This is a genomic window from Nitrosomonas sp. Nm34 (assembly GCF_900113925.1).
GTDB lineage: Bacteria > Pseudomonadota > Gammaproteobacteria > Burkholderiales > Nitrosomonadaceae > Nitrosomonas.
The window spans coordinates 153,648-180,494 of sequence record NZ_FORD01000001.1 but is presented as its reverse complement, the minus strand read 5'-3'; the positions used below and the strand labels follow the sequence as shown (position 1 = coordinate 180,494).

The 26,847-nt window shown below is 48.5% G+C and carries 17 protein-coding genes and 1 pseudogene; 10 read left to right on the top strand and 8 right to left on the bottom strand.

Features of this window, described 5'->3' with window-relative positions; translation table 11 throughout:
• The first annotated feature begins 339 nt into the window (after window positions 1–339).
• From treS to BM283_RS00725, 8 genes and pseudogenes are all read left to right on the top strand, one after another.
• The gene (gene treS, locus BM283_RS00760; RefSeq protein ID WP_090687851.1) at window positions 340–3,657 is read left to right on the top strand and encodes a maltose alpha-D-glucosyltransferase; all 3,318 of its coding nucleotides are present in this window, start codon (window positions 340–342) and stop codon (window positions 3,655–3,657) included.
• Window positions 3,650–4,879 carry a glucose-1-phosphate adenylyltransferase gene (gene glgC, locus BM283_RS00755; protein ID WP_090687849.1) on the top strand — a complete coding sequence of 410 codons (1,230 nt, stop codon included), beginning with the start codon at window positions 3,650–3,652 and terminating at the stop codon, window positions 4,877–4,879. Before treS ends, glgC begins: the two co-directional genes overlap by 8 nt.
• A gap of 9 nt (window positions 4,880–4,888) precedes the next feature.
• On the top strand, window positions 4,889–6,730 hold the full coding sequence (gene treZ / locus BM283_RS00750; protein WP_090687846.1) for a malto-oligosyltrehalose trehalohydrolase: 1,842 nt from the start codon (window positions 4,889–4,891) through the stop codon (window positions 6,728–6,730).
• Window positions 6,723–11,858 carry a malto-oligosyltrehalose synthase gene (locus BM283_RS00745; protein WP_090687843.1) on the top strand — a complete coding sequence of 1,712 codons (5,136 nt, stop codon included), beginning with the start codon at window positions 6,723–6,725 and terminating at the stop codon, window positions 11,856–11,858. The genes treZ and BM283_RS00745 overlap by 8 nt, the downstream gene beginning before the upstream one ends.
• A 200-nt stretch (window positions 11,859–12,058) precedes the next feature.
• Window positions 12,059–12,655 (top strand): TetR/AcrR family transcriptional regulator, encoded by a 597-nt coding sequence (locus BM283_RS00740; RefSeq protein WP_090687841.1) that lies wholly within the window; start codon window positions 12,059–12,061, stop codon window positions 12,653–12,655.
• 64 nt (window positions 12,656–12,719) lie between these two features.
• Window positions 12,720–12,995: a DUF4242 domain-containing protein gene (locus BM283_RS00735; RefSeq protein WP_090687838.1), complete on the top strand. Its 276-nt coding sequence runs from the start codon at window positions 12,720–12,722 to the stop codon at window positions 12,993–12,995.
• 46 nt (window positions 12,996–13,041) lie between these two features.
• Window positions 13,042–14,802 carry a tetratricopeptide repeat protein gene (locus BM283_RS00730; protein WP_090688011.1) on the top strand — a complete coding sequence of 587 codons (1,761 nt, stop codon included), beginning with the start codon at window positions 13,042–13,044 and terminating at the stop codon, window positions 14,800–14,802.
• Window positions 14,803–14,961: 159 nt separating this feature from the next.
• Window positions 14,962–15,688 (top strand): annotated as a pseudogene (locus tag BM283_RS00725) (IS982 family transposase).
• Between the two features lie 265 nt (window positions 15,689–15,953).
• On the opposite strand, the gene BM283_RS00720 reads toward BM283_RS00725, so the two are convergent.
• On the bottom strand, window positions 15,954–16,541 hold the full coding sequence (locus BM283_RS00720) for a uracil-DNA glycosylase family protein (protein WP_090687835.1): 588 nt from the start codon (window positions 16,539–16,541) through the stop codon (window positions 15,954–15,956).
• A gap of 651 nt (window positions 16,542–17,192) precedes the next feature.
• Here BM283_RS00720 and BM283_RS00710 point away from each other — a divergent pair.
• Together BM283_RS00710 and BM283_RS00705 are read left to right on the top strand one after the other, a co-directional pair.
• Window positions 17,193–18,311: a tellurite resistance/C4-dicarboxylate transporter family protein gene (locus tag BM283_RS00710; protein WP_090687830.1), complete on the top strand. Its 1,119-nt coding sequence runs from the start codon at window positions 17,193–17,195 to the stop codon at window positions 18,309–18,311.
• Window positions 18,312–18,744: 433 nt separating this feature from the next.
• Window positions 18,745–20,277, top strand: a complete 1,533-nt coding sequence (locus tag BM283_RS00705) for a hypothetical protein (protein WP_090687829.1) — start codon at window positions 18,745–18,747, stop codon at window positions 20,275–20,277.
• Window positions 20,278–20,406: 129 nt separating this feature from the next.
• Here the strand turns inward: BM283_RS00705 and BM283_RS00700 are convergent, their stop codons facing one another.
• The 7 genes from BM283_RS00700 to BM283_RS00680 all read right to left on the bottom strand — a co-directional run bounded on the left by BM283_RS00700 (window position 20,407) and on the right by BM283_RS00680 (window position 26,830).
• The gene (locus tag BM283_RS00700; protein WP_090687826.1) at window positions 20,407–20,853 is read right to left on the bottom strand and encodes a pyrimidine dimer DNA glycosylase/endonuclease V; all 447 of its coding nucleotides are present in this window, start codon (window positions 20,851–20,853) and stop codon (window positions 20,407–20,409) included.
• The gene (locus tag BM283_RS00695) at window positions 20,850–21,143 is read right to left on the bottom strand and encodes a type I restriction enzyme endonuclease domain-containing protein (protein ID WP_217646394.1); all 294 of its coding nucleotides are present in this window, start codon (window positions 21,141–21,143) and stop codon (window positions 20,850–20,852) included. The genes BM283_RS00700 and BM283_RS00695 overlap by 4 nt, the downstream gene beginning before the upstream one ends.
• 69 nt (window positions 21,144–21,212) lie before the next feature.
• Window positions 21,213–23,051 carry a DEAD/DEAH box helicase gene (locus BM283_RS19185; protein ID WP_254776070.1) on the bottom strand — a complete coding sequence of 613 codons (1,839 nt, stop codon included), beginning with the start codon at window positions 23,049–23,051 and terminating at the stop codon, window positions 21,213–21,215.
• Between the two features lie 41 nt (window positions 23,052–23,092).
• A complete protein-coding gene (locus BM283_RS19180) occupies window positions 23,093–23,743 on the bottom strand; it encodes a hypothetical protein (protein WP_217646392.1) in 651 nt (216 codons plus the stop codon).
• An 89-nt stretch (window positions 23,744–23,832) separates the two neighbouring features.
• Complete coding sequence (locus BM283_RS19175) at window positions 23,833–24,567, bottom strand: SWIM zinc finger family protein (protein ID WP_217646391.1); 735 nt, start codon at window positions 24,565–24,567, stop codon at window positions 23,833–23,835.
• Window positions 24,568–24,788: 221 nt separating this feature from the next.
• On the bottom strand, window positions 24,789–25,310 hold the full coding sequence (locus BM283_RS00685) for a DUF3617 domain-containing protein (protein ID WP_090687824.1): 522 nt from the start codon (window positions 25,308–25,310) through the stop codon (window positions 24,789–24,791).
• Between the two features lie 173 nt (window positions 25,311–25,483).
• Window positions 25,484–26,830: a hypothetical protein gene (locus BM283_RS00680; protein WP_139225155.1), complete on the bottom strand. Its 1,347-nt coding sequence runs from the start codon at window positions 26,828–26,830 to the stop codon at window positions 25,484–25,486.
• Window positions 26,831–26,847 lie beyond the last annotated feature (17 nt).

Genomic DNA, 26,847 nt, shown 5'->3' with positions numbered 1-26,847 from the left:
GAATTAACCATTATTTCCGGGATTTTATTTTCTTCACATTTGTCTGATTTTTTATTGGGTTATTAGCTGCTTTGATAATCAAAGCAGCAACCTCTCTGGATAATACGCAATTATGGGTCTCAGCGCCCGATGTAGGCAAAATTTAATAAAAAGGCTCTAAATAAAAACACGCAGTATGCGTGTACAAAAAAATTTCAATAAGCGCCCCAGCTAATGGGCTCATGGCTGGCGGTAATAAATTGAGCAAAAGCTAGCTATTTTAGCCAGTTACCTGCAAAAATGATCGCTAGTAGGAGACTGCGGGCCTTATACGCCAATTAACTAATAATAGGAAGGATTATGCCTGGCAAAGAGGATGTTTTTTGGTACAAAGATGCCATTATTTATCAATTGCATGTGCGTGCTTTCAGTGATAGTAATGGCGATGGCATTGGTGATTTCGCCGGATTGACTTCCAGGCTGGATTACTTGAAGGAACTGGGGGTCAATACGCTGTGGTTGCTGCCATTTTTTCCTTCTCCCCTGCGCGATGATGGTTACGATATTTCGGACTACCGCGGTATTCATTCCAATTACGGGACATTGGCTGATTTTCGAACCTTCCTGCAAGAAGCGCACAAACGCGATCTCAGAGTCATTATCGAGTTGGTTATCAATCATACTTCCGATCAGCATCCCTGGTTCCAGGCAGCGCGCGTCGCCCAGCCCGGTTCTGCCAAGCGTAACTATTATGTATGGAGCGATACCGTCAAAAAATACGAAGGAACGCGCATCATTTTTACCGATACAGAAAAATCAAATTGGGCATGGGATGAAGTGGCACAAGCTTACTATTGGCATCGCTTCTTTTCACACCAGCCGGATCTCAATTTTGATAATCCGCGAGTAGCCAAGGCAGTACTGCGCGCGATGCGCTTTTGGTTCGATTTGGGTGTGGATGGCATGCGACTGGATGCCATACCCTATCTGTGCGAGCGCGATGGCACCAATAATGAAAATCTTCCTGAAACTCATGCCATCATCAAGTATTTGCGTGCTGAATTGGACCAGCATTATGCTAATCGCATCTTCCTTGCCGAGGCTAATCAATGGCCGGAAGATGTGCGTGAATATTTTGGCGATGGAGATGAGTGTCACATGGCTTTTCATTTTCCCTTGATGCCACGTATTTTCATGGCAGTAGCCCAGGAAGATCGCCATCCCATCATTGAAATCCTGGGACAAACACCCGAAATTCCAGAGAATTGCCAATGGGCGGTATTTCTGCGGAATCACGATGAATTGACCTTGGAAATGGTCACCGACCGTGAACGTGATTATATGTATCTCACTTATGCTTCCGATCCGCTCGCGCGGCTTAATTTAGGTATCCGGCGACGCTTGGCGCCGCTGATGGAAGGTAGCCGCCACAAGATCGAGCTGTTATACAGCCTGCTCATGTCCCTGCCAGGCTCCCCTATTATTTATTATGGTGATGAAATCGGCATGGGCGATAATATTTATCTGGGCGATCGTAATGGCGTACGCACTCCGATGCAATGGAGTCCCGACCGCAATGCAGGATTTTCGCGCGCCGATCCGCAGCGGCTTTATCTACCGCCCATCATGGATCCGATTTATGGTTATGAAACTATCAACGTGGAAGCGCAAAGCCGTAACACCTATTCGTTACTCAACTGGATGAGACATTTAATTGCCACGCGTAAATCAGTCAAACCCTTTGGCCGTGGCAGCATTAAATTTTTACATCCGGGTAATCGCAAGATACTTGCCTATCTGCGCGAATATCAAGGCGAAAGTATTCTATGTGTGGCTAATCTTGCCAATAGCGCTCAGCCGGTAGAGCTGAATCTCGCAGCATACAAAGGCCGTGTACCAGTAGAGCTAATGGGGCGTACTGCTTTTCCTGCCATTGGTGAACTGCCTTATTTATTGAGTTTACCCAGTTACAGTTTTTACTGGTTCCGTTTGTCCATGGATGTAGAAGCGCCTGTCTGGCACGTGGACAAGTTACCGCGTGAATTGTTGCCTGTACTGGTTTTGCCTGAAGGTTTGTTGAGTGCATTGATGCTAAAGCCTGAAGGAAAAGTAAGTGATGTGCTTGCCCGCAAAACGCGCGCTCAATTGGAAACACAAGTGTTACCACAGTTTCTCATTGCTCAGCGCTGGTTTAACGAACCAGGTCAACCCATTACTCAGCTGGAATTAAACTTGAACCAAGTCTGGAAGGTCAATGATGGTAAAGAATGGCTACCACTTTTAATCAAGCTGCAATTCGATGAAGGGATAGCACAAACTTATTTTCTTCCGTTGGGTCTACTGCTCGGAAAAACTGCGGAACAGCAATACCACGATTTGTCACCTTGGATGCTCGCCAAGGCCAGGCAGCACGCGCGAGAAGGTATGCTCTATGACGCGCTAGGTGAAGATGTTTTCTGCCACTTCCTGCTCGATGCTATCGTAACAGAGATGCGTCTGCCTTTTGCCTCGGGTGAGATGGTGTGTTCCAGGACATCCGCTTTTCCGGAATTGCCAGAAACTATCGATGTGATTCATCTGGCAGAAGAGCAGAGTAATACTTCCATTATTTATGGCGACCAAGCTATACTCAAGGTATATCGGCGTGTACAAGAAGGTATCAACCCAGAGCTGGAAATGGGGCAATTTCTGACCGAAATTTCGCCATGCGCAAGCGTAGCACCGTTGGCAGGCAGTCTAACCTATCAAAGTGGAGATTCTGTTACTGCTATTGCAGTATTGCACCGCTATGTAACAAACCGGGGTACTTTTGGCCACTACACGCAAGACTATTTAGGCCGCTACTTCAAATTATGTGTAGATGAACCTGATCGCGCTCAAGCACCTGATGTGCATGCAGTTCATATGGTACAAATGAGCATCATAGGCCAGCGCACAGCTGAATTACATCAGGCATTGGCGAACACTACTGGCAATGCTGCATTCGATCCAGAGCGCCAGACTGCCAGTGAAATGGCGGCATTGATAGCCCAGTTAGAGAAGAATTTTATCTCTGTTTTCAATAAACTGGAACAAGTATTAATGCAGCTATCTGAGCAGTCATACCGGATTTGTGAACGCTTGCTCAGCTTGCGCTCGAAAATGCTTAATCGTGTAGTATATTCACCACCTGATGAATTTGCTTGGCACAAAACACGCATACATGGGAATTATCACCTTGATCAGGTTTTAATCAGCCATAATGATTTTGTGATTATCGATTTCGAAGGTGATCCTAACCAGCCTTTAGAAATCCGACGCGCCAAGCAATCATCCCTCAAAGATGTTGCTGGCATATGCTTTTCGATTAGAGCTACGGCACGCCTGGCGTTGAATCGACATCTTGTGGAACGTGCGGATCATCGGGACTCGTTGGAAAGTTATGCACGTCAGTGGGAACATCTTGCCATTAATGCTTTTATGTCAGGGTACCAGTCATCCATTGCCGGCTGCTGTTCTTACCCGACCGATCCGATTCAAGCACAAAAACTGCTCGAATTGTTCTTGCTGGAAAAAATTCTGGATGAACTGAGTCTGGCTCTAGATGAACGGTCCAGCGGATTGGAATCTGTGATGTTGCTTTTGCTCGACTTAATTGAACAAACCGCATTATGGCTTGGGGAGAATAAGCATGCCTAATCCGAGAATACTTGCGATGGTGATGGCTGGTGGTGAAGGTAAACGCCTTCATCCGCTTACTTGCGAACGTTCCAAACCTTCGGTTCCCTTTGGAGGGCGCTACCGTATTGTTGATTTTGTATTGTCTAATTTTGTGAACTCTCACATTTTTGCGATCTATTTGCTCGTGCAGTACAAATCGCAGTCGTTAATTGAGCACATTCGCCGTTCTTGGGGATTAGCGCCTATTTTTCCGGAACAGTTCGTGACTGTGGTGCCACCACAAATGCGCGAAGGGCCAGAGTGGTTTCAGGGAACAGCTGATGCGGTGTATCAGAACCTTAATCTGATTCGACAGCATGCGCCGGATCTTGTGGCAGTATTTGGAGCTGATCACATTTATCGCATGGATGTGCAGCAGATGGTAAAGTTTCACCTGGAAAATAATGCTGATGTCACCGTAGCCGCATTGCCAGTGCATATCACGCAAGCCAGTTCTTTTGGTGTGATTGAGTGTTGTGAGGATGGGCGTATTCATCAGTTCCATGAAAAACCAAAACATCCCCCGACCATGCCGAGAAACCCTGCCCGCGCTTATGCTTCTATGGGTAATTATCTGTTCAGTACTGAGGTATTGTACGCCGCGTTGGAGGAGAGCAAACGTCGTGGCGAGAAAGATTTCGGTAAACACCTGTTGCCGCGCTTGTGCCAGAGTCATCGTGTATTTGCTTATAATTTCGCTGACAATCGCATACCAGGTGTGCGCGATTACGAGGAGGAGTCCTATTGGAGAGATGTTGGCACAATTGATGCTTATTTTCTGGCCCATCAGGATTTGCTGGGGCTTGAGCCGAAATTCAATCTGTTTAATCCGCACTGGCGGGTTGCTTCCAGTGAATATCAAGGGCCTTCAGCCAAGTTCATGCGTGCTGAAATCGAGAACAGCATCATCGATGATGGCAGCTTTATAAAGGGCGCGAAGATTCGCAACTCGATCATACGCCGCGAGGTATTAATAGAAGAAGGAGTTGAGATCGATGAGTGCATTATCATGGATTATGCCATTATACGTCGCGGAGCATGCCTTAAACGTGCCATTATAGATCGCTATAATCTGATTGGAGCAGATAGTCGAATCGGCTATGACCGACAAGAAGATGCGAAGTATTTCACCGTTACTGACTCAGGAATTGTGGTCGTACCGAAAGGAAAATACGACCGCTCTATCGGTCGTTACCTGTAAGGAACGAGCATGAAACGACAACACCGCATGCCTTTCGGTGCTGAATTTACTCAAGAAGGTAAGATACGCTTTCGTTTATGGGCACCCGCAGCACGTCAGACCATGCTGTTCATTGATGATCGAGCGCCGGTGTCCTTGCAAGCACAAGGAGATGGATGGTATGAGTGGATAAGCGAGCATGCGCATGCGGGCAGCCGTTATTATTATCAAATTGATAATGGATTGTGTGTACCCGATCCCGCGTCACGCTATAACCCTGATGATGTACATAGAGCAAGCCAGGTAATTGATCCCGCTGCTTTCGAGTGGCAAGATGAGATGTGGCTCGGTCGACCTTGGCAAGAGGCCGTGATCTATGAAATTCATGTCGGTACTTTCACGCCAGAGGGTACTTTTGCTGCGCTCGAGCAAAAACTTGACTATCTGGCGGATCTGGGCGTGACCGGCATCGAATTAATGCCCATTGCTGATTTTCCTGGTCAACGCAATTGGGGTTATGACGGTACCTTACTGTTCGCACCGGACAAGATATATGGCACGCCTGACGATCTCAAACGTCTGATCCAGAGTGCTCATCGCCGCCACTTGATGGTGCTGCTCGATGTCGTTTACAATCACTTCGGGCCGGAGGGCAATTATTTGCATGTGTATGCGCCCCAATTTTTCACCGAACGGCATCATACGCCTTGGGGGGCCGCTATTAACTTTGATAGTGAAGGTTGCCGTGTGGTGCGCGATTTCTACATTCACAATGCGCTTTATTGGTTGGAAGAATACCATTTTGATGGTCTGCGTCTTGATGCAGTGCACACGATTGCCGATGACAGTCAACCCGATATTCTGGAAGAGCTGGCGCAGACGGTACGCGCAACATTCGGTGCGAAGCGTCATATCCATCTCATTTTGGAAAATGATCACAATGCCGCTCATTACCTTACACGTAGACCGAATGGACAAACTATCCACTATGATGCGCAATGGAATGACGATGTGCATCATGCCTACCATGTGCTGTTGACGCATGAGTACGATGGATATTATGCTGATTATGCAGACGCACCTATCCGTCACTTGGGACGCTGCCTGACAGAAGGGTTTGCCTATCAAGGTGAAATTTCTGCGTATCGACATGGTGAATCACGGGGTGAGCCCAGCGTATACCTGCCTCCCTCGGCCTTCGTTGCCTTTCTACAAAATCATGATCAGATTGGTAATCGTGCGTTCGGCGAACGCCTAGCTACACTGGCTGCACCTGAAGCATTACGTGCTGCTACGATCCTGTTCCTGTTGTCGCCCTCGGTACCTTTATTGTTCATGGGTGAGGAATGGGGTGCACGAGAGTCTTTTCTCTTTTTTTGTGGATTCAGTGGGGAACTGGCTCAAGCAGTGACCATTGGACGACGTAAGGAATTTACCCGTTTTGAACGTTTTCACGATTTAGTTACGTGTGAAGCGATCCCCGATCCGTGCGCAGCATCCACCTTTGAGCGGGCAAAACTGAATTGGCAGGCACAGCATCATCCACCGCATCATGAATGGCTTGCCTTATACCAAGAACTGCTGGCTTTGCGGCAACGCGTCATTGTTCCGCGCTTAGGCCTTTTGCGTGGTGGTGGGTTTGAGGTATTGACATCACACGCACTGCGTGCCAGTTGGCAGCTTGGCGATGAGACGGGGATGTCAGTGTATGCCAATTTGGGAGCAACGCCTGCTCGCTTGACTGCCTCGCCGCAAGGCAGATTATTTTACGGTAGCAGGGCAGATGTTGATGGCCAGCTGTCGTCTGGCAACCTCCTTGGATTTACCGTAGGCTGGTATTTAAAGGAAAGTGATAGGGAAGACTATGGATGAGCTTGAAAAAGAATCTGAATTACTGGCCCATTTAAGCGAGCTAGCAGGAATCTTGCCTGCCTATATCGATAATTGGCAGAAACGCCATATCACTACTCCTGCCACTCAGCGTATGCTACTGACTGCCATGGGATTCGATGTCTCCACGCCGGAAAAAATTATTGCAGCCATTGAAGAGTATGAGTTACGTCCCTGGCGGCGCGCACTTGAACCTGTATCGGTGCTACGAGACCAGCCACCTTGGGTGCGTTTGGCCATACAAGATGCCTATGCTGGAGTAGAGTGGGGGTGGCGCCTGGAGCGCGAGGATGGTCTTAATCACCATGGTCAGTTCTGTCCCCAAACGCTAGCAAAAATTGAAACCAAAAATATTAAAGGGGTTGGTTATACGACTTGGCGGTTAGTGTTACCTGAACATCTTCCTCCAGGTTATCACCGCTTAAGTCTATCATGTGCAGAAAAGCAATTGGGAGAACAATTACTGATTGTGCCTCCTGCTACGTGTTATCAGCCTGAGGCAATTGGCAATTCTGGTCGTATCTGGGGGCCAGCGGTACAATTGTATACAATACGATCCGAGCGTAACTGGGGAATAGGCGACTTTACGGATCTACGGTTATTGCTGGAGCAATGGGCCGCACAAGGTGCGGATGTGATCGGCATTAACCCGCTGCACGCCTTGTTTCCGCATAATCCAGAACATGCCAGCCCCTACAGCCCATCCAGTCGTTTATTCCTCAATATTCTTTATCTTGATGTAGAGGCTATTGCTGATTTTCACGAATGCGAGCCAGCACGTGCCTTAGTCCATACTCCTGAATTTCAGATACGGCTGGAAGGATTACGCGCAACCGATCTGGTCGATTACACTGGTGTTGCTGCACTTAAGCTCCCCATGCTGGAAATGTTGTACCATTATTTCTGTGAGCAGCATTTAGCGAACGGTAGTGAGCGTGCCACCGCATTTCGAGCCTTCCAAGCGCGCGAAGGGGATAGACTATACCGCCATACCCTGTTTGAGGCATTGCAAGAGCATTTCCATAACCAAGATCCCGCTATATGGGGTTGGCCGGTATGGCCGGAACCCTATCGCTATGCGGAATCGGCAGAGGTGCGTGAATTTGAAAGTCAACATCGGAAGCGCATCGAGTTTTTCACCTACCTGCAATGGCAAGCTGATTTGCAACTTGGGGCCGCAGGAGCGCGCTCGCTCGAATTGGAGCTTGGAGTAGGTCTCTATCTTGATCTTGCGATCTCTGTAGACAATGGTGGAGCAGAAGCCTGGTCGAATCAAACACTTTATGCCATTGGTGTAGGGGTTGGCGCGCCACCTGAGCTCCACAATCAACTTGGCCAGGACTGGGGACTGCCGCCTTTTGTACCAGACCGCTTGCGTGAAGCAGCTTATGCGCCTTTCATTGCGACACTGCGGAATAACATGCGGCATGCCGGTGCTTTGCGCCTTGATCATGTCATGGGATTAATGCGGCAATACTGGGTACCTGCTGGGGTTCCCCCTACCGAAGGTGCGTATGTGCGCTACCCTTTCGCCGATTTACTCGGTATCTTGGCGTTGGAAAGTCAGCGTAACGAATGTTTGGTAGTCGGCGAAGATCTTGGCACCGTCCCGGAAGAAGTGCGTACTGCCTTATCGCCTATGAATGTTCTTTCCTACCGGTTACTGCTATTGGAAAAAGAAGCCGATGGTAGTTTCGTTGCGCCCATGAATTATCCCGAACAAGCACTTGCAGCGATTTCCACTCATGATTTACCTACCCTGCCGGGCTTTTGGCAAGGGCGGGATATCATCCAGCGCACGGAATTGCAACTGTTCAGTTCCAATGAGGCTCGTCGCAGCGCGGTGATTACACGCGCCCAGGAACGTGCTCATCTTTTACTGATGCTAGAAGAAGCTGGATTGCTGCCGGAAGACGCGACGGTTAATCCGCTGTTATTATCTAGTGCAACATCGGAATTTATCCAGGCAGTCTATACCTATCTAGCCCAAAGTCCAGCCAAGATAATGATGGTACAGCTCGAAGATATCCTGGAAGTGTTGGATCAAATCAATATCCCTTCTACTACCACGCAGCATCCCAATTGGCGGCGTAAATTACCTCTTCAACTCGAAGTATGGGGGGCTGATCGCAGGGTGCTCGCGCTGGCTGCAGCAATGCGGCAGGAACGTCCTCATACCCGTTCTGCGCCTATACCGAAACGACGCTTACGTATCCCGCTTGCTACTTACCGCCTTCAGCTCAACCGGAATTTCACCTTTTCACAAGCGGCGCAACTAGTACCCTATCTAGCAATGCTTGGCATCAGTCATGTCTATTGTTCTCCCTATCTCAAAGCACGTCCCGGCAGTAACCATGGCTACGATATCGTGGATCACAACGCATTGAATCCGGAAATTGGTACCAAGGAAGAATTTGAAGCTTTTTGTACCGCTTTGCATGCGCATGGCATGGGACAAGTTCTCGATCTGGTGCCTAATCACATGGGAATAATGGGGTCGGACAACCAATGGTGGCTGGATGTGCTGGAAAGTGGCCCTGCCTCGTTCTACGCCCCTTTTTTTGATATCGACTGGCAACCCCTCAAAGAAGAACTACGCGGCAAGGTATTATTGCCTATTCTCGGACGCTCATATGGCGATACACTAGAAAGTGGTGAAATAAAACTCAGCTTTGACGAGGAATGTGGTAGCTTCAGTGTATGGTATTACCAGCACCGCCTGCCCATCGCTCCGCGTGAATATTCCCGGCTGTTGCGGCATCGCCTGCCTTTGCTGGAAGCACAATTGCGGCCAGATAGTCCGGATTTGCAGGAAATCGCCAGCCTGATTACAGCTTTCGACAATTTGCCACCACAGGAGGCCACGACACCCGATAAGATCCTGGAACGACACCGAGACCAGGAGTTGTTCAAACGTCGCCTGGCAGCATTGGTCAGTGTTTCCACGCCTATCAAGCAGATGGTACTGGATACGGTCAATGACTACAATGGTAATGTGGGCGATTTCGAATCATTTACTCTCTTGCATGAATTGCTGGAAGCACAGCCATGGCGTCTTGCTAACTGGCGTGTTGCTTCTGATGAAATCAACTATCGCCGTTTCTTTGACATCAATGATCTCGCTGGCTTGCGTATGGAAGACAGTTATGTATTTGATGCAACCCATCAGTTAGCGCTGGAATTAATTGCCGATGGCAAGGTGGATGGCTTGCGCATTGATCATCCAGATGGATTATATGATCCACTGCAGTATTTTCAACGACTGCAGGACCATGTCGCTGTACGGTCTTTACCGATGGAAGGAGAAAAGGCCATTTACATAGTGGTAGAAAAAATTCTTGCCGATCATGAACCATTGCGTGAAGATTGGGCTATTCATGGTACTACCGGCTATGACTTTTGCAATCTGGTCAATGGGCTGTTTATTGATCTTCGAGCTAAAACAATGCTGGAGCGCGCTTACCGTCTATTTACTCATACATGGCCTGATTTCGAAAGACTCGTCTACCGCAGCAAGCATAAGATCATGACACATGCTATGGCGAGTGAATTAAACGTCATGGCAGGACAATTGAGCCGTATTTGCGAATTACGCCCACATACACGTGATTTTACCACTAACAGCCTGCGCAATGCGCTTGCTGAAGTGATCGCCCGGCTTCCGGTCTATCGGACGTATGTGCGCGACGGGCAGGCTACAATGTTGGACCGCCGCTATGTGGAATGGGCGGTGGCTCAAGCGAAGAAATTCACACAAGTGCTGGATACCAGTATTTTTGATTTTCTCAGCTCCGTTCTCTTGTTGGATGCAGCGACTGACAAAGGCCCATCTTATGTCGCTGCTATTACTGCATTTGCCATGAAGTTTCAGCAGTTTTCCAGCCCGGTGATGGCGAAAGGATATGAAGATACTGCATTCTATCTATACCATCGCCTGGTTTCGCTTAATGAGGTAGGCGGTGATCCACGTATTTTCGGTCATTCTGTCAAGGCATTTCATGCTGAGAACGCCAAAAGGCTGGAACGCTGGCCCTATTCCATGCTCAATACTTCCACCCATGATAACAAGCGTAGCGAAGATGTGCGTGCCCGCATCAATGTATTGTCAGAAATACCGAGCCAATGGCTGGAGCAAGTGCGGCGATGGCAGCATCTCAACAAAAGCAAAAAGCTGCTGATCGATCGTGAGGAGATACCGAGTGCTAATGATGAATACTTGCTTTACCAAACATTGATTGGTATCTGGCCATTTGGAGAATTGGCTGAAGCTGAGCATGAAACTTTGCTAGCACGCATTGAAGCTTATATGCTCAAGGCAGTGCGTGAAGCAAAAGAGTATACTAGCTGGATCAATCCTAATACGTCTTATGAGGATGGCCTATCAGCTTTTATCAGGAAGATAATGGATCTGTCGAAAAAAAATACTTTCCTGGCTGATTTTCTTCCTTTCCAGCAGCGTGTGGCTTACTGGGGGATATTTAATTCACTCTCGCAGACCCTGCTCAAATTGACTTCACCAGGGGTGCCAGACATTTATCAGGGTAATGAGTTATGGGATTTAAGTCTGGTCGATCCAGACAATCGCCGACCTGTGGATTACGTTCAACGCCAACATCTGCTAAAAGAACTGGAAGTCTTTGAGACTGTGCCTCAAGATGCACTGGCCAAGCAAGTCCGACAGTTGCTTGATCACATTACGGATGGTCGTGCTAAGTTATTTTTAACCTGGCGATTGCTGCATAGCCGCAAGCAATGGCCACATGTTTTCCAGAATGGTGCATATGTACCCCTCACGACGACAGGGTCGCGCAAGGATCACCTGTGCGCTTTTGCTCGCCATGCCGATGACATTATGCTGATAGTGGTGGCTCCACGCTGGTTTTCCCGACTCATGCCTACAGCATCTGAACAGGTCCCTCTGAGCAATACTACGTGGAGTGCAACAACAGTGGAAGTGCCCATTCTTACCGCCGGAGCGCAGGGTGTGAATGTATTGACTGGTGAAACTGTGACAGTGGCTCAAACAAATGGCCTACCCGAGCTATTCGCTTCTGCGTTATTCACATCATTTCCGGTGGCGCTATTACAATTTCGGCCTCCAGAAGATTGAATTTAGGAATGGGGCTATCGTAAAGACTTCCCAATTTTGCACTATCTGTCTCGTAAAGCTTCCGCTAATTTTGCGATTTCCTTGGCTGACATTGCTGGATTCTTCTATCAATTTCTTTGAATTTTACGACAAACCCATTAAGTGCAAGCAAACCTCATTTTCTCTTGACATATCAATACGACCGGTCATATTATAAATATATGCCTAAAGTGACGAAAAAAGAGCTCAAGCGAGAAAATTTGTTAAATCAGGGGGTAGCCATGCTCATGGGGCATGGCTATCATGGTACGGGGCTACAGGAAATCCTTGATGCGGCAAGTATTCCTAAAGGTTCTTTTTATAGTTACTTTGGCAGCAAAGAAAATTTTGGTGCGGAAGTCATTCAGCATTATGTCGAGCCCTTTATTGCGCAATTAGCGGCACATTTACAACAATCCGAGATTGACGCGTTGAGCGCGATACGGCGTTATTTTGATGAACTCATCATAGAACTTGAAAAAAATGAGTTTAAAGGCGGCTGTTTACTAGGTAATTTGATGGGGGAAATAGGCGATACCAGTGAAATTTGCCGGAAATCTCTTCAGTCTGCCGTTGGACGTTATCGGGATTTATTGCAATCTGGGCTGGCTAAAGCGCAGCAACAGGGCACGGTAAGATCAGACAAATCGGCTGAAGAGATGGCGGATTTACTTATAAATACTTGGCAGGGAGCTTTACTGAGGATGAAAATAGAGAAATCATCTGTTCCAGTTAAGCAATGCTGCAAAGATCTGTTGGAAGGGTTTTTCAAACCTTAATTTTTTTGTGACAAAATAAGACGACCGGTCACATATTAAATATTTATTTTATAGGGGATAAAAAATGCCGAAATATATTATCGAACGTGACATTCCTGGCGCTAGCGCTCTTACGCCACAGGAACTTCAGACTATTTCTCAGAAATCCTGCAGCATTCTGAACAAGATGGGCCCACAAATTCAATGGCTGGAAAGCTACGTAACGGACAATAAAGTCTATTGCATCTACATCGCGCCTGACGAAGCTACCATCAGAGCACATGCTAATCAGGGTGAATTTCCCGCGAACCATATTTCTCGAATCAAAGACGTGATTGATCCGACCACTGCCGAGAATTAATTCCAAAGAGCACAGAAAAAAACTTATTAAGGAGGAGATCATGTTCATGCAACGCTATGCCATCAATCTAATAATAATGGATCTGACCTTAGCCGCTGTCGGTGTTTCTGGTGCATTCGCAGCGGCTGACGAAGCGGTTTCGGCCAAAAATTGTGCAGCTGCCATAGAATCTAGCGCGGGTCACAAGCATGATGTGCAATCCGGCATGATGGCTAAGTCAGGTCCGGATGATCAGCGTGCGCCAAGCTTGCTGAATCTGGGTTCTCACACATTTCCGGTCAGTACCCGCAACAAATTAGCGCAACAGTACATTGACCAGGGACTTAATCTTGCCTACGGATTCAACCATGCGGAAGCACATCGCGCCTTCCAGGAAGCGGCGCGGCTCGATCCCGCGCTCGCCATGGCTTATTGGGGCCAGGCACTGGTGCTGGGTCCCAATATCAATGCGCCGATGAATCCAAAAGATGAAGCACCGGCGCTGGAACTCATCCAGAAGGCTGTAGCAAGCAAGGCAGCAGCATCAGCGCGGGAACGGGCGCTTATCGAAGCGCTCGAAAAACGCTATACAGGAAAGCCTGAGCAGCGAGCAGCAAATGACCAAGCCTATGCGGATGCGATGCGGGAAGTGCATCAGCGTTTTTCGGACGATGATGATATTGCAACGCTTTATATCGAATCGATGATGAACATCCATCCATGGGATTATTGGATGCGTGATGGTTATTCACAAAAAGGGATGACTGAAATCGTTACACTCACTGAGGAAGTGATACGGCGCAATCCGCAGCATCCAGGTGCGCTGCATATGTATATCCACCTCATCGAGCCGACGAGTACGCCGGAACGGGCAGAAAAGGCGGCCGATACGCTGCTGACGCTGATGCCCGCCGCGGGGCACATGATACATATGTCTTCACACATCTATCTGCGCGTGGGCCGGTATGCCGATGCGATGAAAAGCAATCAACTGGCCATCGCTGCGGATGAGAATTATATCGCGCAGAGCCGCGCGCAGGGAATTTATCCGATGGTCTATTATCCGCATAACATCCATTTCCTGTCGTTTGCTGCAACGATGGATGGGCAAAGCAGAATTGCGATCGAATCGGCCCGGGAAGCAGCTAGCAGAATAGACGATGCTATACTAAAAGATTTGCCACTGACAGCACTATTCCGTATGCAACCATACTGGGCACTGGCAAGATTCGGACGCTGGCAGGAGGTCCTTGCCGAGCCTGCGCCGCCATCCACTAACGCATTTTTGAAAGGAAGCTGGCATTATGTACGCGGTCTCGCATTTGTCGGCACAGGACAATTGCAACAAGCCGGGCAAGAGCTGGAGACGCTGCGCGAGATTATGCATGATCCATCGCTGGATGGCCCGCTGCTATCGAAAAATACCCCGCGCACCATCTTGCGCACTGCACCCGAAGTGCTCGCCGGTGAAATTGCCGCTGCGCGCGGCCAATTCGATCAAGCCATCGCGCACCTTGAACGGGCGGTACGTTTTGAAGATGCCCTGGTGTACACGGAGCCATTGGAATTCCATTTTCCGCCAAGGCTGGCGCTGGGTGCTGTTTTGCTGGAATCAGGGCACCCGGACGAGGCGGAAACAGTGTATTGGGATGACCTGAGGAGAAATCGCAACAATGGCTGGGCACTTTATGGACTGATGCAGGCGCTGTACGCGCAGAAGAAAGACGATCAGGCAGCGCTCCTCGAAACACGTTTCAAAAAGGCTTGGGCACGTGCCGATGTGGAGCTCAGCGCATCCCGCTTCGGACGTCAGGCGGAAACGAGGTAAAACCTATCCACATTTCCAATTCTTCTACCGTGTAGCGTCTCCTTTTGGGGTAGCTGATTAACGTGAGTTCGGGATAAGAAAAGCAGCATAAGGAATCTGACTTCCTTATGATGAAATGGTTTTCAAAAAGATTTTCCTCATGAGAGGAGTCAGATTACGATGGATACTATACTATTGATTTTTTGTGCAATTGACGATTTTTGTAAAGAGTTTGAGCCGAGGTGGGAGCAACGCTTGTCGGGGTCATCGCTGAAACGGCGTCGTCGCCGGGGGGAGCTGTGTCTAAGTGAAGTCATGACTATCAGTGGGGTTTCATCTATCCGGTTACCGGACGTTTAAACACTATTACCTGAATGACCTGTTGAAGTATCAGCGGCCCCATTTTCCAGGGTTGGTGAGCTACCACCACTTTGTGGAGTTGATGCAAGGTAGCCTGGTGCCTTTGTGCTGTTTTCTAACCAGCCGCTTTGGGCAATATAGTGGCATCAGCTTCATTGATTCGACCAAGATCAGTGTGTGCCACAACCAGCGTATTTGGTCGCATAAAGTAATGGCAGAGTTTGCTGCCCAGGGAAAGACCAGCGTGGGTTGGTTTTATGGATTCAAGCTGCACCTGGTCATCAATGACCAGGGAGAATTGCCAAGGGTAAAAATCACGGCGGGCAGTGTGGATGACCGTGATCCGGTACCGGAATTGGCGCGCTCCTTGTCTGGGAAACTCTTTGGTGATCGGGGTTACATCTCGCAAATCGAGCATTCCCGTCATCGCAGTCCAGTTAACTTCTTTGTTAATCTGATAGCCGGGCTGGTGGCTTACACCTTTCGCGAGAAGAAGCTCTCCCTTAATATCAGACTCCCTCAAGCTCTTCCAGCTGTGGTAGCGTGATCCTTATGTCGAACTCACGTTAATTAATTTTGCCTTCATCAGATCTGACCAGATCATCTCTAAAATTAGTTATTCCAAAAAACGCTTTCTCAACCACAAAGCTGCGAATTAAGCATGTTGCTAACCACTAGCTAATTGAAACTGATTTTGTCAGCTTCTTCTTGCTGTATTATTTATACTGTCTGAGGCTCGCCTTCGCGTCATGTCTGATTTAGAAATGGAATAAGCTATAACGAAGCCGGAGTCAGTTTTCTTAATGAAAGAGTTAGCCGTCACGTTTGAGTACCTCTGCGACCCGGGCTTGAAGAACAGGAATAAGTTCCTGCTCGAACCACGGATTGCGCTTAAACCACAGATTGTTGCGTGGACTTGGATGAGGCAGGGGAACAATATCAGGCCAGTCTTTCCGCCAAGCGCGAACAGTCTCGGTTAACGATGCACCTGTATTTGGCAGGTGATAAGCCTGGGCATATTGTCCTAATACCAGCGTCAGTTTGAGGTTTTGTAAGTGTGACAGCAATGCTGCTCGCCACTTTAGCGCACATTCGGGCCGGGGAGGTAGATCGCCTGATTTACCCGTGCCAGGAAAGCAGAAACCCATAGGCAGGATAGCTACCTGCCTGGCATCATAAAATATCTCGCGCGAGACACCCAACCAAGCACGTAATCGATCACCGCTTGGATCATTGAACGGAATACCCGTTTCATGAACCTTCCTGCCTGGCGCTTGGCTTGCTAGTAGAATACGGGCTGACTCATGTATCTGGAAAACCGGACGTGGACCGAGCGGTAAGTGTTCGGCGCAAAGAGTGCAGGCATGCGCCTCATTAATCAGTGATATAAGGGAAGTCATGCAATATGAGCTAGGAATAATGGAGCTATCACCGTTTTTTCTATTATTATAAAATATTGCCCATCCGCAAAATTGCTCAAGTGAATGAACAAAAAGTATAGCTGGGCTCACAGTCCTGATGCTTTCGTCCAGCCGCAATAGACCCACAGCACAAAATACTCAGCATATTATTTTACTAAAGAGAAAAAATGATCAGTTTTATCGAACAAAGATGATGATACATGTCCAACTTCTAATTCCATTTCTAAATCAGAAGCGACTTGGTCGGCTTCACTTTGCCGTATGATGGATACTATCTGCGATTCACCTTTGCATCATGTTTGATTTATAAAGGGATAGTGATTTAACAATATGCGCGTAAAAATTTTTTTATCAAATAGAGTCTAATCATTAGAATCTAATTCTGTGCAGGAATTCATAATGAAGCAAAAGCAGATATTGAGAGCGGTTATCCCCCTATTGCTACTGCCGTTGTTATCCGGTTGCTGGACTTTGGTCGCGGCGGGCGCGGGTGCTTACGGGGGATATAAAATGAGAGAGAATGGCTACACTTTACAAAACCCGATTACTAAAGAAAAGGGTAGGAAATCAAGTCAGTAAGATATTAGATCTTGCTACGGTCAAGCAGATCGCGATTAGGTGGGCGCATTCATGAAACGGTGCAGTTCTATCATCCTCGACGGCATAAGAAATTTTCACCCGTCCTATTTTGCCATGGTGATGGCGACCGGCATCGTGTCGATTGCATTTGAAGCGATGGCTTTTACCGGTATTGCGAGAACACTGTTTGCACTGAATCTGGTTTTTTATCTGATTTTGTGCACCCTTCTAACCATACGAATAGTGTTTTTCCTACCAGATGTGCTGACAGATCTCAGGGCTTTACGGCGTGCCGTGCCTTTTCTGACGTTTGTGGTTGGCACCAATACCATTGGTATGCAGCTTGTTACCTTTCACCAAGCGACAGAATTAGCCATGTGGTTATGGCTGGTCGCACTGATTGGTTGGGTCGTATGCCTCTATTTCATTCTTCTTGGTTTTATCCTGATGCGAGGGAAACCGTTGCATGAAATCGTAAATGGCGCAACCTTACTGATTGTCGTCAGCACAGTATCAGTATCCCTGCTAGGCGTTCGTCTTCTGGAGGCAACGGGTAGTCATGCGGGCTATGCTTATTTTATGGCAGGGAGTGTCTGGGTACTGGCTTTTGTCTTTTATTTGATGATTGTGACGTTGTTAATTTACCGATTGTTTTTCCAACGATTTGAACCTGCCGAATGGGACGCCCCTTACTGGATTTGCATGGGAGCCACGGCCATCATTACCTTGGGAGGTGCCGAGTTTGTCTTGCGCATGCCAGGCTTATCAGCCTGGCAAGGCATCTGGTTGGTTATTTTGTGGATCACGGTGTTTGCCTGGATGATCGGAACGATGTGGATTCCTTATCTACTGGTCATGGATATCCTGAAATTCACTCGTGTGAACATCGCAGATTCAGCACCGCTATGGATAAAAACTTTTCCATGGGCCAGACTCGCATTTGGCGGACAGTGTCATGTCTACGATCCCCCCTGCTGGAGCAGAGTTTTCCCCATGGGGATGTATACCGCCAGCACCCTCTCTCTGGTAAAAGTGACCAGCTTTGGCTCATTGGCGATTATTTCGCAATACTGGGGCTGGTTTGCACTGCTCATCTGGTCGCTGACATTGATAGGCATGCTGCGTACTGTTTTCGCTGCCATTAACCTTGTGACGATTTCTACACGTTGAGATGAATTCATGTAATCTACTTTTTGGTTCGCGGATGAGTAGAGTGCTTTCGTTAATATTATTGCTTCTGCTAACTCCATTTCTAATCAAACCTGACATTATCAGCTTCTCCTTATCATAATATTTATATTGTCTAAGGCTCGTCTTCGCTTCATGTTTAATTTAGCATCGGTAGGATGCACTAAGTGAAACGTATTGCACCTGCTATTTTTCATACAGCGCACTCGCAATAATGTGCTGCATGGGCATTCAAGCGGAACCCAGGTAGAACAAAAAATCAGATGTTGTAATCAAATAAATTTGTAAAGGCATAACAATATTCATATGCCAAACCTCATCATGTCTACTCGAATCCATGTTTTATCACAGAGTGTCTGATACTTTGTGTTGTTACTACGACCCCAATGGTCGCTGTTGATAAGGAGGAGAAATCATGAAATTCCACACTTTTTGCTTTGTATTCGCTGCGATACTTGCATCTGCGCCCGCATTGAGCGGCTCGAACAATCATTCAAATAACGACAATCAGCTTCCTAAATCACTTGAGCAGAAGGTCAAGAATTTTCGGGCCGATCTTGAGGCAAGAGGGTATCAAGTCGCTCAGGGAAACTGGCATTTGTTTACGATTGAAGATTGCAAGTTTCCACTCGAAACGATCGGAATCTGTATGGGGAACAATCCTGCAGCCCCTTACGTCATCCCCACGCTTCCGCTTTGGCCAGATGAATTCGTGGACGATACGATGAAAGACCTGCTCGGGCCGACCCGGGGCGACACTTGGTGGACATACCGCCTCGACAAGCGCGAGGCACTGGTGGTGCTGGCACAGCTCCCACCACCCGGGAGGTATTTTTCATTAGAGACCTATGCCTTTACGCGCGAAGGGGAAATCAATACTGACGATGAGATCTATCAGTCCGTGCAAGCTGATCCTTTCATGCAGAGTATCCTCTTCAAGAAGTCGCCAAATTCGTCCCGCTTGCTGACGTTCGCGAGTATCGGTGACAACAACAATGTCGTCATTGAGCAGCAGTCCGGAGCGGCCTTTGATCAGCAGCGCTTCTTCATTATCACGCCGGATAAGGTAATGAAGCGCAAGCTAACTCAGGCGCTTTTGCGGGCGGGTGTGCCGGATCGCAACCAGGTATTCACCGAACCCGTCTCGCCTGATGTCGTCCGGTTGGGGCTTGCCGCTGAAGCGGATGACCTGATGATTATCGCCCGGTATGCGCATCCGGAGGACGAGGTGGCCGGTGATCAATGGCGCCAGCAACTTCCGCTCGCTGTGTTCCGGGTGAGGGATCCCGACACAGCGCGCGCGACCGAGCCCTTCCCGTTTCCTGTCCGGGACGAGCGAATCGCTCAATCCGAGCTGGAGCTGGAAGGCGATGTCAAAGAACTGGTCGCTGCGGTCAAGCAGCGCTGGGGCCAGCCCAATGCCAAGGTTGGAGAGTTCGAGAGTTTGCTACTTAAGGTGGATCTCCTCGGTGAGCACTGCCTCCCCCGTCCCATGAACTGCCTCGGCGACAACTCGGACACCGACTACCAGATCAGCCCGACGGCGCGCCTTGACTCGGGCGAGGTCCTTGCCGTCGTAGGCATTCTCGGCACGGCCACCGGCAATGCCACCTACGTGAGCCTGTCGCCCAATTGGATACCTCCCCTCGAGGGCGTCTTGGACGTGTCGGATGTCGATCTTGAGGGAAGTGCATCGGCCTTTGCTGGAATGGTTAACCATACCGGGAAGCTCTATGTCCACTACTTCGCGCGCGAGTGTACGGATCTGCCGAATTGCCACGAAATTACCAGGGATATGATTCCGCAAGATGGTGAACTCAAGCTCATCCAACGGAACTATGTCGTGCCGGGATCGACCCGGGGCCCCGATCCCACGTTGCTTGTGAACCCGTCACTGATCATTTTTGACGGAGCATCACGGCCTAAGAGCCAGGCAGATAAAAAATAGCGCAAAGACGCTGACTCATTTCTGTCGTTTTGGCGAGATTCTTTCTCACTGATCAGGTGATGAGTTTTGGTCAGTACTTGCGAGACGCTCTGTGAGTGAGCAGAAAGGAAGGGGGGCGTTGAGGAGCGGCTACCCTTGATTGCCTGGGCTTGCACGTTCCCACCCTTCTTTCTTACCCGGCACAATCACAAAAAGTGGATGCGGGTTGGCCCTGAGAACGTTCAGAAACTGCTTCAACCAGGTCGGATCGCGGGTTTCAAGTTTCTCCTTGAGGTGCAGCCATTCAACATCGAGTTGGCCCTCGGTCACAGGAATTCGTTCTACTGGGCCGGAATGGCCAATGAGTTTGGCGTTGAAGCGGTAATCCCGCCGGGCGGCTTCCGTATGCACTTCTCGCAGATACACCGCAATAGCCATCGCCGGGTTCGGTGCAGCCTTGAAGCGGGCCAGCTGCGGATGGTGCTGATACCCCACCGTGCGGCCGAGCAGCACTGCTTGAGCAAGCAGCGCTTCGCGCCAAAGTGCGGTCAGCCCACGTGCGTCCAGATATAATGGATGAAGCGTCCACAATCTCACACGGTTGCTCCAATCGCAATCTCATTTGCCAGCATTTCGGCCTGCTTGAGCACGGTCTCAGTTGCCAGTTTCTGTATGTCCGGCGGGTAGCCATACTGGCGCAATATATGCTTGACGATCATCTTCAGCTTGGCTTTTACGTTCTCCTTGATCGTCCAATCGATAGATAAGTTGGCCTTTACTCTTTCGAATAACACCACCGCCAGTTCGCGTAATTTGTCCACCGCTTTCCAGAGCTGCTTTTCGATGAGTTCTTCTTGGCTGACTTTTTGATTTTTCTTGCTGGCCATACTGTTTTTTTAATACTGGGCTATATCTTTTGAGCAGTTTGAGAAACTAACGGACATGGCGACATCATTTTACCCCAAACTGAATACATCTTTGAGCTCTGCATTGCTTAGCGTGCCGATCCATTTTTCTCCGATACCCACGGTCAAGTCAGCCAGATTGCGTTTGGATCGGATCATGTCGTTGATGCGTTCTTCGAAGGTGCCGCGGGTGATGAGGCGATGCACTTGCACATTCTGTTGCTGACCGATACGGTAAGCTCGATCGGTAGCCTGCGCCTCAACCGCGGGATTCCACCAGAGATCAAAGTGAATGACATTGACGGCTGCTGTCAGATTGAGTCCGGTCCCACCTGCCTTTAACGACAGCAGAAAAACGCGCTCGGTGCGGTCGTGCTGGAAGCGCTCGACCATACTATCACGCATTTTTCGCGTAACGCCGCCATGCAGGAATTGGGGCTCACGCCCGAAGCGAGCTTTGATCCATGCCACCAGCAATTCTCCTGCTTCGCGAAATTGCGTAAACACCAGTACTTTTTCATGAGCGGTATAGATGGGTTCGAGCAGATCGAGAAACAGTTCTGCCTTACCGGATAAACTTGCCTCGCTCTCTCCCGTTTTAAGATATTGTGCGGGGTGATTGCAGATTTGCTTTAAGGCCAGGATCATCTGCAGAATCAATCCCTCACGTTTGAACGTGTTTGATTCTCCGTTGATCACCTGCAAGGCTTCCCGCACCACGGTTTCATACAATGCCGTCTGTTTCTTGGTCAGCTCGCAGTATTGATTTTGTTCGATCTTGTCAGGCAAATCGCTGATAATGCTTTTATCCGATTTAAGCCGCCGCAGCAGAAAAGGGCTGGTGACGCGCTTGAAACGCTGCACTACCTGGTGATCATGATGGCTCTGGATCGGGACGGCAAACTCTTTGGTGAAATGGGTAAGGTTACCCAGAAAGCCGCGATTGGCAAAATCCATGATACTCCAGTATTCGGCCAGCCGGTTTTCCACCGGCGTACCGGTCAAGGCAACAAAGCTAGCAGCAGGAATAGATTTAACGGCTTTGGTTTGTGCAGCAGCCGCATTTTTGATGTTTTGCGCTTCATCGATAATGACGATGCGCCAGGAAAATTTCTTGAGTTTGGCTTGATCCGTGCGTACCATGCCGTAGGTGGTCAGTAGCACATCTGCCCGTTCGTTTGCCAATGTGCGCTCTGTGCCATGGAAAATATCTACTGTCAGGGTTGGAGCAAAACGCGCGATTTCCTTGGTCCAGTTGGTAAGCAGGCTGGTCGGTACTATGACCAGCGCCTTTGCCTCATTCAAGTTTCCTTCTTCTTTGAGTTTCAGCAAAGTGGTGATCATTTGCAGCGTCTTGCCCAAACCCATGTCATCAGCGATAACGCTGCCAAATCCAACACGAATGTTGCGATATAACCAGGCATAGCCGCGTTCCTGATACGGTCGCAGGGTGGCATTGAGCGTCGCCGGAAGTGGTACATTACCCACTTCAGTCAACTCACGAATAATGGCTCGTGCTTTTTCATCAAGGGTGATGGGCATACCGAGATATTCCTCGCTCAAGGCGATACGCAAGCGTTCTGCCGGGGTAGTGGAGGGTGGTTTTTCCAGCTGCAAGCGTAACTGCTCAATATCAGCAGGGTCAAGATAGACATACTCACCCTTGAAGCGCACGATGCCTTGGGCATTCTTGACTAATTCCTCAAACTCGACCTGGGTGAGCTGGCTATTGCCAATCGCCACCATCCAGTCAAAACCTAAAATATCGCCTGCATTGAGAAAGCCTGTGCTGCCTGTGTTTTTACCAGATAGCTTCATCGATAAATGTGGCCGCAGAACATGATCGAGCGCTCTGGGTAGTAATACACTGATGCCAAGCAGCCGGATAATCGGCAGCGTATCGAACAGAAAAGCAGGGAAGGCTTCAGGCTCTAGCGCGATCGGCTTGTAGCGCCAGCACTGATATAGTGATTGAGGGGTGGAAAAAATTCAGCCAGCAATGACACTGTTTGCAATACACTGTAGCGATTTGCCTGCCATACTTTATCCGTCAGCAAACGCGCCAGCGGTACCGGCTCCTGCAAGGAAGCATTACGTGCTACGACGCCCAGCGACAAGCTGAATCCGGCGCTATTATCTTCGAGCTGCAACACCGGCATATAAGTTTGCTGGCCGATATGGAAGCGCGACAACCACAATTGCACACCGGAAGCGATTTCGCCTTCCCCAGGCCCATCAAATCGAGTGACGCCCTGGCCGAAAAACAGGCTAAGCAGTTTGCTGCCATACGGCTTCTCAGTGCGGATATCGATCCCATAACGGATAAACTCACTCAGAAATAAGCTGCATAATGCAATAGCTTGTATTTCGCCGGAGAGATGGTTTGCTTTCTTGCCATTGCAGTAAGTCAGCAACCCTGTGGGCAGCAATGCTGCCAGTTGATTGATCAAAGCGTTTACCGTTCCATCCAGCATCGCGGGTAGCCAGCGCAGGCCTACCTCCGATTTGTCTACCTGGAACACTTGGGGTAAGACCGCGCCTTGCGCCAGCAGATGCAGGCTAGCCATACGGGCATGATACATAGCGGCTACTTCCGGCTGGAGATCGGGTAAATCAGCTTCGGCAAGCTGCTGCAGCGTAGCTGCCCATTCCTTCCAGTGTGCTTGCAGCGTTAAATTACTCGCTTCACTCCTTTTTCGTAAATCAACCGAAAATCGCCCGGTTGAAAGAAAGTTGGATTCGCAGGCAATACACTCACCAGGGAAGCAGCGAGATCGGACAAAAGGGAATAATCAAGTGCGCTATAGTCATTCATGTCAGACATATTCTGCACCAAGGGTTCATGATGATGCGGCTGACCCAGCAGATCCTCTACCAGCGGCAAAGTCACCTTGGCTTCGCGTTCGATTGAAATGTGACGCGCTGCCAGTTCCTGAGTAAGATCGACTCCCTTTAAAGAAAATACTATGAAGGGATTACCATCGATTTCCCGGCTGATCAGATAAATAACGGCAGCCAAGTGTTTACATGGCACTGCCCAATCCGGACAGGAGCAAGCCATGGAAAGATCTGTCCAGCGTGTCGGGAAAATAGCCATCTTGAGTCTTTTAGCATGCTCCAGCATCGCGGGGTCAAGCTCGCGATTGAGCATTTTCGAGATGATGACCGGATCAAGCGCCACGGCATCGAGCAAAGCCTTGGTCTGCTGCGAAGGCATGACAGGTACTTTAATTGTGACGACATAAGGGCGCGGACGGGAGCCTTTTACTTTGGCATGAATAGTTCCATGCTGAATCTCAATTTTTGTTACTGCCCCTTTGTTGGCATAACTGCGTCCGTGTGGTAGGCGGTTGTCATAGTCAATTTGCGAGAGTGAGTTAAGCCACTGCGCTCCCCACCAGGTCATTCCATAGCTTTTGTGTGGTGCCACTACTTAACGATTTTTGTGAATAGGATGAAAAAGAAAAAAGCAATTAATCGGTTGTCTCCATGTAATTCCATTTTCCAATCAAAACTGACGCGAAGGCGAGCCACAGACAGTATCAATCATACGGCAAAGTGAAACCGAAAAAGTCAGTTTTGATTTAGAAATGGAATAATGCAATGACTATTGCCATGTTCGATATTTTACCGCAGAGGCTTTACTACTTCGCATCGCTCGCCGATCCAGCGGCCCTGGGTATCGGCTTTAGCATAGAGCGGCGCGCCTCGCACAACGCTATCGAATTCTGTTCGCCCACTGAAACTTTCCGGGGTCATAAACATTCCTTCCGCGTAACCATTACCTTTAAATTGCGAGTTATCACACATCAGTTCCATCTGATAGCGATTGCCTGTTCGGCTGGCATTTGTAACTGTACAGCCAGATTGGTTTTCATACAAATAGGTGGGCACCTCTTGCTTTGCCATTTCCGGTGTAATACAGATATTGGAAGTAGCCGCACCATTGCGGATTTGCGGTATCTCTAATCCATACTGCCTGGCCAGGTTAGTCAACTGCTGCATTTGCTCCGAGGGAATGTGGGGCACCAAGGCCAACAAATCAGACTTGGTCGTTACCTCCCATAATCCCGGTCGAATAATGTCCTCCGCCCAGCTCAAGGTTGACAGGGTTCCTGATAATAAAATAAATAAAACAATCTTGTGCATAGTGATTCCTCAAACTACCTCAGCTATTATGAAATATGCGGATTGATGTATTCTGACCTACTCATGAATTGAACCAATGACTACTCAGAGCACAATAACAACGTACTGCTTTTATCCACTTTTCCATTCTTTTATTTCTTTTTCTGCGGTTATAAAAGTATAGCTGAAGATCCCTATTGACCATCGGGTACTGACTCCAGCCAAGTGCAATGCTCGGTCACCCCCGGGTCAATATCACTATGACCCATTCCTTTAGCGATAAGACCGATCACTCTTGGATCATTATCATATTCAGTATGAGCGGCCAAGGGGTTAGCAAACTGTCCCACAAAAATATCTGTAATACTGGTCACGTTCAGGATGGCATTAGTCAGGGTTGGGCAAAGACGTGAATCTACGTACTCATCAATAAAACTGGGAGGAAGCGCATAGCTGAATAAATCGTTGGGATCGCTGAAGGCGATGAGATGAGTTTTACTGAAAAGTTTTTCCGCTGCATGGGTAGCTTTCAGGCTACAGATATCAGGAATTCGACCAGTAACTTCCGGTTTGAGCTGTCCCATTTGCAAGAGAGGTAATTGGTTGGAAAGCATAAAAACCATAAATTCCTTTTGTTGTAAGAGGTGTCTCTTTTCCAGGAAATTGCTCATTGTATTTGTTTGAAGAGCAGTTGGGGCGGTGCTCTGGGGAATTTGCGCATTCTCTGCAAGAGCGGCATCTAACTTACTGATATCACTGAAGATATTCGCTATCCATTGCAATGCATCCACAGTAATTCGACTGCCAAGACTATGAGATATAAAGACAAATTCATCATCAATCTGATTCATTCTGTTGGGAGCGCTTGCATCACAGAATTGCGCCGTCTTGATCTGAAGTGATTCCCACTTTTCACTCATGAGCCAGCAGAGCGATTGACTAACAGAAACATTGATCTGTTGCCGCGAGGTGCCATTAAACATCATCACATCCGGGATAGTGTCATTGAGAAATACCTTCAAAGTATTGTTAATATGTGTGCGCCGAAAGGAATACTCACCAGAGTTATCAAAGTTAATGGTTTGCTTTTCTTTCGCTATAATTGGCTCCCACGTGAGTTCTGCGAAAATCATCTCCCTGTTTTTATTGGCATTCATGTAACGTGTCAAGCGGAGCAATCCAAGGTCCTGGTCTGGGAACGTCGGGTGGGTGATGGTAATCTCTTTGATTGTTTCCTGGACATGATTGAGTGAGAGGGCCTGTGCCAGGTTTTCGGCCAGGCGGGTAGAGTAGCCTGGCTGAGGAGAGCCGATACCATGTACCACAAGCACTTTGAGCACAGGATGGTCACCCTTGTTCGTTTGAGCCAGTTGTTCTTGCCGCTTTAACTTTGCTTCCAATCCCTCAAACGGGCGACCGCGTATATAGCACTTTCGGATATCTTCTTTCTTAATTTCCATATTCAATACGGCCTCAGTGACTCCTTTGGCGAGGTTGTCACAGCCTGAAGCAAGCATTACAAGGAGTAAAGGGCAAATCATAATAATGACCCTTGGAA

Bases quoted from the DNA above. Each gene is read 5' to 3' on its own strand.
- BM283_RS00710 (WP_090687830.1), top strand. From the start codon at position 17,193: ATGAAACGGTGCAGTTCTATCATCCTCGACGGCATAAGAAATTTTCAC.
- BM283_RS00695 (WP_217646394.1), bottom strand. From the start codon at position 21,143: ATGGCCAGCAAGAAAAATCAAAAAGTCAGCCAAGAAGAACTCATCGAA.
- BM283_RS00740 (WP_090687841.1), top strand. From the start codon at position 12,059: ATGCCTAAAGTGACGAAAAAAGAGCTCAAGCGAGAAAATTTGTTAAAT.
- BM283_RS00685 (WP_090687824.1), bottom strand. From the start codon at position 25,310: ATGCACAAGATTGTTTTATTTATTTTATTATCAGGAACCCTGTCAACC.
- BM283_RS00720 (WP_090687835.1), bottom strand. From the start codon at position 16,541: ATGACTTCCCTTATATCACTGATTAATGAGGCGCATGCCTGCACTCTT.
- BM283_RS00730 (WP_090688011.1), top strand. From the start codon at position 13,042: ATGCAACGCTATGCCATCAATCTAATAATAATGGATCTGACCTTAGCC.
- BM283_RS00705 (WP_090687829.1), top strand. From the start codon at position 18,745: ATGAAATTCCACACTTTTTGCTTTGTATTCGCTGCGATACTTGCATCT.
- BM283_RS00680 (WP_139225155.1), bottom strand. From the start codon at position 26,830: ATGATTTGCCCTTTACTCCTTGTAATGCTTGCTTCAGGCTGTGACAAC.
- BM283_RS19175 (WP_217646391.1), bottom strand. From the start codon at position 24,567: ATGACCTGGTGGGGAGCGCAGTGGCTTAACTCACTCTCGCAAATTGAC.
- BM283_RS00735 (WP_090687838.1), top strand. From the start codon at position 12,720: ATGCCGAAATATATTATCGAACGTGACATTCCTGGCGCTAGCGCTCTT.
- treZ (WP_090687846.1), top strand. From the start codon at position 4,889: ATGAAACGACAACACCGCATGCCTTTCGGTGCTGAATTTACTCAAGAA.
- treS (WP_090687851.1), top strand. From the start codon at position 340: ATGCCTGGCAAAGAGGATGTTTTTTGGTACAAAGATGCCATTATTTAT.
- BM283_RS19180 (WP_217646392.1), bottom strand. From the start codon at position 23,743: ATGTATCATGCCCGTATGGCTAGCCTGCATCTGCTGGCGCAAGGCGCG.
- BM283_RS00745 (WP_090687843.1), top strand. From the start codon at position 6,723: ATGGATGAGCTTGAAAAAGAATCTGAATTACTGGCCCATTTAAGCGAG.
- glgC (WP_090687849.1), top strand. From the start codon at position 3,650: ATGCCTAATCCGAGAATACTTGCGATGGTGATGGCTGGTGGTGAAGGT.